Source organism: Arthrobacter sp. NPDC080086, from assembly GCF_040702285.1.
The window spans coordinates 23,596-35,417 of record NZ_JBFBKP010000048.1; the positions used below are offsets into that span (position 1 = coordinate 23,596).

13 protein-coding genes are annotated in these 11,822 nt (G+C 69.0%); 5 read left to right on the forward strand and 8 right to left on the reverse strand.

The annotated features are described in order from the left end of the window. Positions 1-67: 67 nt before the first annotated feature. Positions 68-541 carry an Lrp/AsnC family transcriptional regulator gene (locus AB0305_RS15515; protein ID WP_290258394.1) on the forward strand — a complete coding sequence of 158 codons (474 nt, stop codon included), beginning with the start codon at positions 68-70 and terminating at the stop codon, positions 539-541. 78 nt (positions 542-619) lie between these two features. On the opposite strand, the gene AB0305_RS15520 is transcribed toward AB0305_RS15515, so the two are convergent. Together AB0305_RS15520 and AB0305_RS15525 are read right to left on the reverse strand one after the other, a co-directional pair. Continuing rightward, entirely contained in the window at positions 620-2,248 is a 1,629-nt protein-coding gene (locus AB0305_RS15520; RefSeq protein ID WP_290258395.1) for a cation acetate symporter, read from the reverse strand. Beyond that, on the reverse strand, positions 2,245-2,625 hold the full coding sequence (locus tag AB0305_RS15525) for a DUF485 domain-containing protein (protein WP_364137321.1): 381 nt from the start codon (positions 2,623-2,625) through the stop codon (positions 2,245-2,247). The genes AB0305_RS15520 and AB0305_RS15525 overlap by 4 nt, the downstream gene beginning before the upstream one ends. A 197-nt stretch (positions 2,626-2,822) precedes the next feature. On the opposite strand from AB0305_RS15525, the gene AB0305_RS15530 reads away from it, so the two are divergent. The 4 genes from AB0305_RS15530 (at position 2,823) to AB0305_RS15545 (ending at position 6,664) form a co-directional block, all read left to right on the forward strand. After that, positions 2,823-4,034 (forward strand): histidine kinase, encoded by a 1,212-nt coding sequence (locus AB0305_RS15530; protein WP_364137083.1) that lies wholly within the window; start codon positions 2,823-2,825, stop codon positions 4,032-4,034. A 65-nt stretch (positions 4,035-4,099) separates the two neighbouring features. Beyond that, positions 4,100-4,819 (forward strand): LytTR family DNA-binding domain-containing protein, encoded by a 720-nt coding sequence (locus AB0305_RS15535; protein WP_364137081.1) that lies wholly within the window; start codon positions 4,100-4,102, stop codon positions 4,817-4,819. Then, complete coding sequence (locus AB0305_RS15540; protein WP_364137079.1) at positions 4,816-5,190, forward strand: hypothetical protein; 375 nt, start codon at positions 4,816-4,818, stop codon at positions 5,188-5,190. Before AB0305_RS15535 ends, AB0305_RS15540 begins: the two co-directional genes overlap by 4 nt. Before the next feature lie 7 nt (positions 5,191-5,197). Then, positions 5,198-6,664, forward strand: coding sequence for a cation acetate symporter (locus AB0305_RS15545; protein ID WP_364137077.1), 1,467 nt, complete (start codon positions 5,198-5,200; stop codon positions 6,662-6,664). A gap of 36 nt (positions 6,665-6,700) precedes the next feature. Here AB0305_RS15545 and AB0305_RS15550 read toward each other — a convergent pair whose 3' ends face one another. The 6 genes from AB0305_RS15550 to rpsB all read right to left on the reverse strand — a co-directional run bounded on the left by AB0305_RS15550 (position 6,701) and on the right by rpsB (position 11,703). Further along, positions 6,701-7,279 (reverse strand): DivIVA domain-containing protein, encoded by a 579-nt coding sequence (locus tag AB0305_RS15550; RefSeq protein WP_290258577.1) that lies wholly within the window; start codon positions 7,277-7,279, stop codon positions 6,701-6,703. Positions 7,280-7,423: 144 nt separating this feature from the next. After that, entirely contained in the window at positions 7,424-8,344 is a 921-nt protein-coding gene (locus tag AB0305_RS15555) for a phosphatidate cytidylyltransferase (protein ID WP_364137075.1), read from the reverse strand. Beyond that, positions 8,344-8,901 carry a ribosome recycling factor gene (frr, locus tag AB0305_RS15560; protein WP_290258401.1) on the reverse strand — a complete coding sequence of 186 codons (558 nt, stop codon included), beginning with the start codon at positions 8,899-8,901 and terminating at the stop codon, positions 8,344-8,346. The genes AB0305_RS15555 and frr overlap by 1 nt, the downstream gene beginning before the upstream one ends. 75 nt (positions 8,902-8,976) lie before the next feature. Further along, positions 8,977-9,714 carry a UMP kinase gene (pyrH, locus tag AB0305_RS15565; protein WP_290258402.1) on the reverse strand — a complete coding sequence of 246 codons (738 nt, stop codon included), beginning with the start codon at positions 9,712-9,714 and terminating at the stop codon, positions 8,977-8,979. Between the two features lie 153 nt (positions 9,715-9,867). Beyond that, positions 9,868-10,704, reverse strand: coding sequence for a translation elongation factor Ts (gene tsf, locus AB0305_RS15570; RefSeq protein WP_364137073.1), 837 nt, complete (start codon positions 10,702-10,704; stop codon positions 9,868-9,870). A gap of 138 nt (positions 10,705-10,842) precedes the next feature. Next, positions 10,843-11,703 (reverse strand): 30S ribosomal protein S2, encoded by an 861-nt coding sequence (gene rpsB / locus AB0305_RS15575; protein ID WP_290258404.1) that lies wholly within the window; start codon positions 11,701-11,703, stop codon positions 10,843-10,845. Positions 11,704-11,822: the final 119 nt, after the last annotated feature.

Consider the following 11,822-nt stretch of genomic DNA (forward strand, 5'->3'; position numbering starts at 1 on the left):
CCACCCACTGATATTTTGAGCATCCTGCCCGGTTCAGACGTTCCGGACCGTGCTAACCTTGCGCACTATGCAACCCTTGGATGGCACCGACACCCGCTTGCTTTCGGCCATGGCGCGGGACCCGCGCGGCACCGTCGTGGCCCTCGCACAGAAGCTGGGACTCTCCCGCAACACGGTGCAGGCCCGGATGGCCCAGCTGGAGAAGAAACACGTATTCCTCTCCTTCGAGCGCCGGATCAATCCGGCCACGCTGGGCTACCCGCTGATGGCCTTCATCTCGGTCCACGTCCAGCAGCAGAAGCTGGGCAGGCTGGCGGTGGAGCTGGCCGCGGTCCCGGAGATCCTGGAGGGCTATGGCCTGACCGGCTCGGCCGACCTGCTGCTGCGCGTGGTGGCGCGCGACGCCGAGGACCTGTTCCGGATCAACGGCAAGATCCTCTCCTGCGACGGGGTGGACCGGACGGACACGGCTCTGGCGATGAGCGAGATGATCCCGTTCCGGATCCAACCGCTGCTCGAACGCGGCCCGGCCGAGGGCTGACCCGGAACGCACAGGACCCCCGCGCCGGGCGGCGCGGGGGTCCTGTGTCGTTCGGTGATGCAGCTACGCGGTGATGCGTTAGTGGTTGGTGGCCTTCTCGGCGCCCACCCCGGTCAGGGAGCGGACCTCCATCTCGGCCTGCTTGGTGGTGTCCTCGCGCCGCTTGTCCAGCACGGTGCCCAGCCAGCCCAAGAAGAACGCGAGCGGGATGGAGACGATGCCGGGGTTGCTGAGCGGGAAGATCGCGAAGTTCGCGCCGGCGATCATCGAGGTCTTGGTGCCGGAGACCACCGGGGAGAGGGCGATCAGGATGATGGCGGCGGCGAGGCCGCCGTACATGCTCCAGATCGCGCCCTGGGTGGTGAACCGGCGCCAGAACAGCGAGTACACGATGGTGGGCAGGTTCGCGGAGGCGGCGACGGCGAAGGCCAAGGCCACCAGGAAGGCGACGTTCTGGCCGTTGGCGAAGATGCCGCCGGCGATGGCGAGGATGCCGATGACGATCACCGTGCGGCGCGCCACCTTGACCTCGGTCTCGGCGTCGGCCTTGCCCTTGGCGATCACGTTGGCGTAGATGTCGTGGGCGAAGGATGCCGCCGCGGTGATGGTGAGGCCGGCGACGACGGCGAGGATCGTGGCGAACGCCACCGCCGAGATGAAGCCCAGCAGCAGCGGGCCGCCGAGGTGGAAGGCCAGCAGCGGGGCGGCGGAGTTCACGCCGCCGGGGGCGCCCTTGATGGTGTCGGCGCCCACGAGGGCCGCGGCACCGTAGCCCAGGACCAGGGTGAACAGGTAGAAGATGCCGATCAGCCAAATGGACCAGACCACGGACTTGCGGGCTTCCTTGGCGGTGGGAACCGTGTAGAAGCGCATCAGCACGTGCGGCAGGGCAGCGGTGCCGAGCACCAGGGCCAGGCCCAGGGACATGAAGTCCAGCTTGGACGTGTCCGACTTGCCGTACTGCAGTCCCGGGTTCAGGACGGCCGGGTTCTTGGCCGTCTCCGCGGCGCCGCCAAGCAGGTCCGAGAGGTTGAAGCCGTAGATCGCGAGGACCCAGAAGGTCATCACGGCGGCACCGGCGATCAGCAGCATGGCCTTGATGATCTGCACCCAGGTGGTGCCCTTCATGCCGCCGATCAGGACGTACATGATCATCAGGGCGCCGACGACGATGATCACCAGCGCCTGTCCGCCCCAGTCGCTGATGCCCAGCAGCAGGGAGATCAGGCTGCCGGCGCCGGCCATCTGGGCGAGCAGGTAGAAGAAGCAGACGGCCAGGGTGGAGATGGCCGCGGCGATCCGGACCGGACGCTGCCGGAGCCGGAAGGAGAGCACGTCGGCCATGGTGAACTTGCCCGTGTTGCGGAGCAGTTCGGCCACCAGCAGCAGCGCCACCAGCCAGGCGACGAGGAAGCCGATGGAGTACATGAAGCCGTCGTAGCCGTTGACCGCGATCGCGCCGGTGATGCCCAGGAAGGACGCGGCGGAGAGGTAGTCGCCGGCGATGGCGGTGCCGTTCTGCGAACCGGTGAAGGACCGGCCGGCGGCGTAGTAGTCGGCGGCGGTTTTGTTGTTCCGGCTGGCGCGGAACACGATCACCATGGTGACCGCGACGAAGAGGGCGAAGATGCCCATGTTCAGGAGGGTGGTGTCCTTGAGCGCGGCGACGTTGACCGCGGGGACCGTCAGGGATGCGTGCAGTGTCATTGGGCCGTTCCGCTCACTCGGTTGCCGTGCTTGTCGAACTCGTGGCCTTCGATCTCCTGGCGGATCTCGGAGGCGATGGGGTCCAGCTTCCGGTTCGAGTAGCTGACGTACCAGCCCGTGATCGCGAACGTGGACGCGAACTGCAGCAGGCCCAGGATCAGGCCGACGTTGATGTTGCCCCAGACCTTGGTGGACATGAAGCCCACCGCATAGTCGGCCAGCAGGACGTAGGCGAAGTACCACAGCAGGAACGCGATGGCCATCGGAAAGACGAAGCTGCGGTGACGTTTGCGCAGTTCCTGGAACTGCTCCGTCGACTGGACTTGCTTGAAGTCCACGGACGCCGCTGCGTCCGTATGCTGGGCGTCGTGACCCATCATTCCTCCTCATTGAGACTGGCGAGTCACCGCCGGGCATTCCGGCCTCCGGACAACACTCCCCCGGGATTGTGTGACTGGAATCACTGTGCAACGTGACGTGGGCTACATTCCAGCACCGGCGCGGGCGGCGTCGCCCAGCGGTCGCCGCGCTGCGACAAACGGCGGACCGCACGGCCGGGCGCTACGCTGGCAGCATGCCGGACTCCCCCCTGGTCAGCGCCGCGGCCATCGCCGTGATCGCGCTGGCGATCGCCGTCGTCATCGCCGTCGGGCTCAAGGTCCTGCGCTCCTTCCGCGACCTTGGCACCGACGCCGAGCGCGCGACCTATAAGACCCTGCACGCCGCGTCCCGGGCCGGCCAGCACCTGCGGACCGGCCTGAACCCCGCCGGCGCGGGCAAGGCCAGCCGGCAGCTGCGCGGGCTGCTCGGCTGCGACGGGTTCGCCATCACGGACACCACGGGCGTCCTGGCCTGGGACGGCGCGGCCGAGGAACTCCGCCCGGTCCTGATGGAGGTGGCCGCGACGGTGCTGGCGGGCGGCCATACCGCCGTGATCCCAGCCGGGGAGCTGCGGGCCCCGGGCGGCCGCTCCCCCGCCGGCTCTCCCGGAGCCGGCTACGCGGCTGTCATCGCGCCCATCCGGGTGGGGTCCGGGGTGGCCGGAGTGGTGGCCGCATTCGCACCCGAGGCGGGGTCCGGCCTGGTCCGGGCAACCGGCGAGGTGGCGGACTGGGTGGCCACCCAGGTGGAACTGGCCGAACTCGATGCCTCCCGGACGCTGCTGATGGAGGCGGAGGTCCGGGCGCTGCGGGCCCAGATCAGCCCACACTTCATCTACAACTCACTGAACGCGATCGCATCCTTCATCAATACGGACCCGGTCCGGGCCCGGGAGCTGGTGGTGGAGTTCGCCGACTTCACCCGCTATTCGTTCCGCCGGCACGGGGACTTCACCACCCTGGCCGAGGAGCTGCGCTGCATTGACCGGTACCTGCTGCTGGAGCGCGCCCGCTTCGGCGAGCGGGTGCAGGTCAGCCTCCGGATCGCGCCGGAGGTGCTAAGCACCGTGATCCCGTTCCTGAGCCTGCAGCCGCTGGTGGAGAACGCCGTCCGGCATGGCCTGGAGGCCAAGGAGGGGCCCGGGCACATCAGCATCACGGCCAACGATTCGGGCGCGTTCGCCGAGGTGACGATCGAGGACGACGGCGTCGGCATGGACCCGGATCAGCTGCGCTCGGTCCTGGCCGGGCACAGCGGCGGCGACCACGTGGGCCTGCACAACGTGGACGCGCGGCTGCGGCAGGTCTACGGCGAGGACAACGGCCTGGTGATCGAGACGGCGCCCGGCGAGGGCACGCTGATCACCCTGCGCGTCCCGAAGTCCCAGCCCCGCCACGACGCCTGAGCCAACGCCCGGCCCACGCCGCCATGGCGCCCGTCGGGGCTCCGGCACGGCGGTACCCTAGGACCATGATTAACGTCCTCGTCGCCGACGACGAGCTGCCCGCCGTGGAGGAGCTGGCGTTCCTGCTGGGCCGGGACGACCGGATCGGCACCATCCACCGCGCCTCCTCCGGCGCCGAGGCGCTCCGCACCCTGGAGAGCGCCGACGTCGACGCCGTCTTCCTCGACATCCACATGCCCGCCCTCTCCGGCCTGGACATCGCCCGGGTGATCGCCCGCAGCGCCCGGCCGCCCGCCGTCGTCTTCGTCACCGCGGACGAGGACTGCGCCCTCGAGGCCTTCGAGCTCGCCGCCGTGGACTACCTGCTCAAGCCCGTCCGCGCCGAGCGGCTGGCCCGCTCTGTGGGCCGGATCAGTGAGCTGCTGCGCGACGGCGGACCGGCCCCGGAGATGATCACCGTGGACCTGGGCGGCACCACCAAGATGATCCGCCGCGACGACGTCACCTACGTTCAGGCCCAGGGCGACTACGCCCGGCTGCATACCGCCGATGCCAGCTACCTGATCCGGGTGCCACTGGCGGACCTGGAGCAGCAGTGGGCCGGGGCCGGTTTCCTGCGCATCCACCGCTCCTACCTGGTGTCGCTGGCCCACGTCGGTCACCTGAAGCTGGCGGCGGGCCGGCCCAGCGTGGCGGTGGCTGGCGCCGAACTGCCGATCAGCCGCCGGCACCTGCCCCCGGTCCGCGAAAAGCTGGAGGCCACCCGGATCCGGCCGCAGGCATGACCCGGGTCAGGGTCACCGCCCCGCGCCGCGTCACCACGGGCGCCGGTTCCGGGCGTGGCAGAGCCGCGGCTGAGGCACGGAAGGCGGCGGAAGAGACCGACGCCGGTCAGGTGTTCGTCCGCGCGCTGATCCGGTCCCAGCTCCGGCTCGGGATCGTGGTGGCCGCCGGGTTCCTGCTAATCATGCTGGGCTTCGCGCTGCTGCTCGGCCTGGTGCCGGGACTCGCCGAACTGCGGATCGCCGGCCTGCCCTTCGACTGGGTGCTGCTGGGCGCCGGGATCTATCCGGTGATCGGGCTGAGCGCCTGGCTCTACGTCCGGACCGCGGCACGCAACGAGGCCCGCTACCGCGACCTCGCCGGCGAGCGGTGAGGCGGCCATGAACCCGGTGGTCGGCGTCGCCGCCTTCGCCGCCGTCACCCTCGCCACCGCCGTGATCGGTTTCTACGGCCTGCGGATCTCCCGCACCACCGGGGACTTCTACGTCGCGTCCCGCACCGTCCGGCCGTGGTGGAACGCCTCGGCCATCGGCGGCGAATACCTCTCCGCGGCCAGCTTCCTGGGCGTGGCCGGCCTGATCCTGCTCTCGGGTACCGACGCCCTCTGGTATCCGGTGGGCTACACCGCCGGTTACCTGATGCTGCTGCTGTTCGTGGCGGCCCCGCTGCGCCGCTCCGGCGCGTACACCATCCCGGACTTCACCGAGGCGAGGCTGGAATCCCGGGCCGTCCGCCGGGTCACCAGCCTGGTGGTGGTGATGGTGGGCTGGCTGTACATCGTCCCGCAGCTGCACGGCGCGGCGCTGGCCATCCGGATCACCACCGGGCTGCCGGCCTGGGTGGGCCAGGTGGCCGTGATCGCCGTCGTCTGCGTCACCGTGATGGCCGGCGGGATGCGCTCCATCACCTTCGTTCAGGCCTTCCAGTACTGGCTGAAGCTCACCGCGCTGGCCGTGCCGCTGCTGTTCCTGCTGCTGGTGCTCGCCGGCACCGGCACCCCCGCCGTGGCCGAGGCGCCGGTGAACCCCACCGGGATGCCGCCGGCCGGCCCGTACCAGAACATCTCGCTGCTGGTGGCGCTGCTCTTCGGGACGCTGGGCCTGCCGCACGTGCTGGTGCGCTTCTACACCAACCCGGACGGCCAGTCGGCGCGGCGGACCACCCTGATCGTGCTGGGGCTGCTGTCCGTCTTCTACCTCTTCCCCACCGCGTACGGGCTGATCGGGCGGGTCTTCGCCCCCGGCGCCGCGGGGGCGGGGCAGGCCGACGCGCTGGTGCTGCTGCTGCCGGGCCGGATGATCGGCGGCCTCGCCGGGGACCTGCTCTCCGCGCTGGTGGTGGCCGGGGCGTTCGCGGCGTTCCTGTCCACCACCTCCGGGCTGGTGGTCTCGCTGGCCGGCGTGATCAGCCAGGACATCCTGGGCGGCAGCGTCCGCGGCTTCCGGCTCGCGGCGCTGTTCTCGGCCGTGGTGCCGCTGGGGATCGCCGCGACGACGGATTCGACGGCGCTGGCCGGGAGCGTGGGGCTGGTGTTCGCCTTCACCGCCTCGACCATCTGCCCGGTGCTGCTGCTGGGGATCTGGTGGCGCGGTTTGACCGATGCCGGGGCGATCGCGGGGATGCTGACCGGGGCGCTGGCGTGCGGCGGTTCGATGCTGGCCGGCGCGGTGCTGGGCGCGGCGGGGACGCCGTCGTGGCTGGCGCAGCCGGCGGCGTGGACGGTGCCGGCCGCGTTCGCCGTCATGGTCCTGGTGTCCCGGGCCACCCGGGGCCGGGTGCCGAGCAGCATCACCCGGCTCATGACCCGGCTGCACACCCCCGAGCGGCCGCTCGTGACGGAGCGCTAGCTGCGGGTCAGTTGGCGGCCGGTCGCTAGGGCCGCGTCAGTCGATGGCGGCCATGAGTTCGACGACTTTGTCCAGGAACGCATCCACCTGGGTTTCCTCGTAGCCGTCGCGGCCGACGGCAGGCCGGAAGGTGGCGCGGCGGACGTTGTCCACGCTGAGCGGCTGGTCCTCGTCCAGGTAGCCGATCAGCTCGTGGCAGAGGCCGTCGACGTCGGCGATGTTGTAGCTGCGGACTTTGGCCTTCGCCGGCCGCCGGAAGCGCTGCCCGTCCGGGCGGTGCAGCCGGCCGCGGAGCAGCCCGGCCAGCCGGCCGATCTCACGCAGCCAAGCGTCCTCACCGCGTTCGCCGACCAGTTCGTCGCGTTCCCGGCGGGCCAGGGCGTCCTCGAGCCGGTCCAGGGCCGCGTCCACGGCCGCGGCCGCGTAGCCGCCCTTGACCGGGTCGAAGGTGACGGCGCGGACATCGGCGCTCTTGACCACGCGCTCGGCCGCCTGCGGGGTCTCGAAGGAGACCCTGGCCTGCCGCAGGAACTGGTCCACCTGCTTGGCGTTGTAGCCGTACTGGTTGCGCTGGACGCGGTCAAAGGAGGCAGGGATCTGCCGGTTGAGGTCCACTCGGTTGCTGTCCACTGTTTACTTCTTATCCTTCGAGGCCGTGCGGCTCTTGTTGTTCGGCGCTGGTTGTCCGGCTCTGGCCGATCCGGTACGGCGCTTTTTACGGGCACCATTGTAGGCGCCGGGGCCGGGTTGTCCGCCCGCTCAGCCGCCCGCGGCGGCAGAGAAAATCATGAAGGCCACCGGCGAGGCGAAGACGATGGAGTCCAGCCGGTCCATCACTCCCCCGTGGCCCGGCAGGCTGTTGCCCATGTCCTTGATGCCAAGCTCACGCTTGACCATGGACTCGGCAAGGTCACCGGCGGTCGCCGCTCCCACCATGCCCACGGCGAGGGCGGCACCAAACCACCACGGCTCACCGAGGACAAAGATCGAGGCCAGGACGCCGACGACGACGGCCCCGCCCACAGACCCGGCGAAGCCCTCCCAGGACTTCTTCGGGCTGATCTTGGGGGCCATCGGGTGTTTGCCGAGGGACGCGCCGACGAGGTAGCCGAAGGTGTCGTTGGAGACCACCAAGAGCAGCAGGGTGCCGATCTGCCAGGCCCCGACGGGCACCACGCCGTTTGGCCAGAAGCCGACCGGAGTGATCCCGCCGGAGGCGTGCAGCGGCAGGACCGCGAAGCTGATCAGGAAGGGTACCCACGCCATGGTGAAGACGCCGGCGAAGATGCTGCGGGCCGAGCCCGCGGCGCCCTCCAGCGACCGCCACAGCAGCACCGCGACGCTGCTGAGCAGGAACGCGAACATGAGGCTTTCCGGGCCGCCGAAGTAGGCGGAGACCGGCATCGCCACGGTGCCGGTCATCGCGGGGATGATCGGCAGCCGGGTGCCGGAGGCCTCCAGGGCCCGGTAGACCTCCCAGACGCCGAAGACGGCGAAGGCGGTGACGATCAGGACGAAGGCCAGGGGCAGGAACAGCAGGCCGCCGAGCACCGCAAAGAGCATGGCGAGGCCGACGGCCGTCGCGGCGGGAAGATTCCTGCCCGCCTTGGGCGTCGGGTTCTTCCGCTCTTTCCCCCTCACCCGGACGCGCGGCCCGGGTGCCTGCTGTTCGCCTGTCATCAGACCTCGAGCAGCTCGGCTTCCTTGCGCTTGAGCAGCTCGTCGATGCCGTCGACGTGAGACTTGGTCAGGGCGTCCAGTTCCTTCTCGGCACGGGTTCCCTCGTCCTCGCCGGCCTCGCCGTCCTTGACCAGCTTGTCCAGGGTTTCCTTGGCCTTGCGGCGGATGTTGCGGATGGACACCTTGGCGTCCTCGCCCTTGGACTTGACGATCTTGACGTATTCCTTGCGGCGTTCCTTGGTCAGTTCCGGGATGGTGACCCGGATGACGTTGCCGTCGTTGGAGGGGTTGGCGCCCACCTCGGAGTCACTCAGGGCGCGTTCGATGTCGCGCAGCGCGGTCTTGTCGAACGGGGTGATGAGGATGGTGCGGGCGTCCGGCACGGCGAAGGACGCCAGCTGCTGCAGCGGGGTCGGCGAGCCGTAGTACTCCACCATGACCTTGTTGTACAGGCCCGGGGTGGCGCGCCCTGTGCGGATCGAGGCGAAGTCTTCCTTGGCAACCTCGACCGCCTTGTCCATCTTGTCGCCGGCTTCGAGCAAGGTCTCTTCGATCACGTTCTCTCCTCAGAAATTTGGTGCGCGCCCCAGAGCCCGGGGAGCTGAACTGTCCTCAAACCATCCTAGCCGGAGCTAGGGGGTGACCACGGTGCCCAGGTCCTCGCCGCGGATGGCGCGGGTGACGTTGCCCTCGCCCTCCATGCCGAAGACGACCATGGTGAGGTTGTTGTCCTTGCACATGGTCATGGCGGTCTGGTCCATGACGCGGATGTCGCGGCGCAGGGCCTCGTCGTAGCTGAGCTTGTGCAGCTTCTCCGCGGTGGGGTCCTTCTTCGGGTCGGCGGTGTAGACGCCGTCCACGCCGCTCTTGGCCATCAGGACGACGTCGGCGTGTACCTCCATGGCGCGCTGCGCGGCGACGGTGTCGGTGGAGAAGTAAGGCAGGCCTGCGCCGGCGCCGAAGATCACGACGCGGCCCTTCTCCATGTGGCGGATGGCGCGGCGCGGGATGTACGCCTCGGCGACCTGGCCCATGGTGATGGCGCTCTGCACGCGGGTCTCGACGCCGGCCTGCTCCAGGAAGTCCTGCAGCGCCAGGCAGTTCATGACCGTGCCGAGCATGCCCATGTAGTCGGCGCGGGAGCGGTCCATGCCGCTCTGCGAGAGCTCGGCGCCGCGGAAGAAGTTTCCGCCGCCGACGACGATCGCGACCTCGACGTCCGGGACGGCCGCGGCGATCTGCTTGGCGACCCCGCGGACGGTATCCGGGTCGACGCCCAGCTTGCCGCCGCCGAAGACCTCGCCGGAGAGCTTGAGGAGGACGCGGCGCCGCGTCTTCGTTGGCTGGGCGGAATTGTTGACGGTATCCATGGTGCCTTCCCGTTGGTGAGCTCTCAAAAGGTTATCGTGCCGGGGCCCGGCGGCGGCATTCCCTGCCGACCGGGGCCCGGCGCAGGCGCCCGGGGGTCTCCTGCGCATGCAAAAGGGGTGGCCACCGAAGTGACCACCCCCTGGCGTTGCCGGTTAGGAACCGACGCGGAAGCGTGCGAAGCCGGTAGCCTTCACGCCGGCCTCTTCGAGGACGGCGGCGACGGACTTCTTGGCGTCCTTGGCGAATGCCTGGTCAACCAGGACCTCGCCCTTGTAGAAGCCGGTGACGCGGCCTTCGACGATCTTGGTCATCGCGGCTTCGGGCTTGCCCTCGGCCTTTGCGGTTTCCTCGGCGATGCGGCGCTCGGACTCGACCAGCTCGGACGGGACGTCCTCGCGGGTCAGGTAGTTCGGGGCCATGGCGGCGATGTGGACGGCGACGTCGTGGGCGGCGGCGGCGGCGGCTTCGCCTTCACCGTCGACGGCGAACAGGACGCCGACCTGGGCCGGGAGGTCCTTGGACGTCTTGTGCAGGTACGCGTCGACGGTCGGGGCCTCGATGCGGGCGATGCGGCGGACGACGACCTTCTCGCCCAGGATGGCGCCTTCTTCGACGACAACCTCGGAGAGCGGCTTGCCGTCAACGTCGGTAGCCAGGAGGGCCTCGAGGTCGGCGGCACCGGACTCGACGGCGACGGTCAGGACCTTGTCGGCCAGCTGGATGAACTTGTCAGCCTTGGCAACGAAGTCGGTCTCGCAGTTGACTTCGACCATCACGCCGACGCCGTTGGCGACCTTGGCGGCAACCAGGCCCTCGGCCGTGGAGCGGCCTTCGCGCTTGGTGGCACCCTTGAGGCCCTTGATGCGGATGATCTCGATGGCCTTCTCGGCGTCGCCGTTGGCCTCGTCGAGAGCCTTCTTGACGTCCATCATGCCGGCGCCGGTGCGCTCGCGCAGGGCCTTGATGTCAGCAGCAGTGTAGTTCGCCATGTGAACCCCTCTGTCTAGAAAATTTTGTCTGGTGTACGGACCGACAGGACGGCTGCTCACGCTAGGTGAGCGGCCATCCTGTCGGTACCCCCGCACGCTGCGGGCAGCGCGCGGGGAAGTGCGGCTAAGCCGGGGTGACTACTTGGCGTCGTCCGCGGCCGGGGCCTCGGCGGCTTCCGGAGCAGCCTCGGCTTCCGGTGCAGCTTCGGCGGCCGGGGCAGCCTCTTCGGCCTTGTTGCCTTCGAGGAGCTCACGCTCCCACTCGGCCAGCGGCTCTTCCGGGGCTTCCGTGGTGCCCGTGGCGCGCTGGTTGCGGGCGATCAGGCCCTCGGCAACGGCGTCGGCAACGACGCGGGTCAGCAGGTTCACGGAGCGGATAGCGTCGTCGTTACCCGGGATCGGGAAGTCAACTTCGTCCGGATCGCAGTTGGTGTCCAGGATGGCCACAACCGGGATGTTCAGCTTCTTGGCTTCGTCGACGGCGAGGTGTTCCTTCTTGGTGTCGACAACCCACAGGAGCGAAGGCGCCTTGGTCAGGTTGCGGATACCGCCGAGGTTGGTCTCCAGCTTGGTCAGCTCGCGACGCAAAAGCAGCAGTTCCTTCTTGGTGTAAGCGGAACCGGCGACGTCGTCGAAGTCGATCTCTTCGAGTTCCTTCATGCGCTGGATGCGCTTGGAAACCGTCTGGAAGTTGGTCAGCATACCGCCGAGCCAACGCTGGTTGACGTACGGCTGGCCGACGCGGGTGGCCTGCTCGGCGATGGCTTCCTGTGCCTGCTTCTTGGTACCGACGAAGAGGACGGTGCCGCCGTGTGCAACGGTGGCCTTCACGAACTCGTAGGCACGGTCGATGTAGGACAGCGACTGCTGCAGGTCGATGATGTAGATGCCGTTGCGCTCCGTGAAGATGAAGCGCTTCATCTTCGGGTTCCAACGACGGGTCTGGTGTCCAAAGTGGACGCCGCTGTCAAGCAGCTGGCGCATGGTTACGACGGGCATGCCGACGCTCCTTCCGGCAGGTCATTCATGAGAGAGCCCGAAGGCTTCTTACCCTGCCAATAGTTGACGGTTGATTAGCGTGGCCCAGGCTGGGCCGTGCTCCTGGCATCCACCATGCT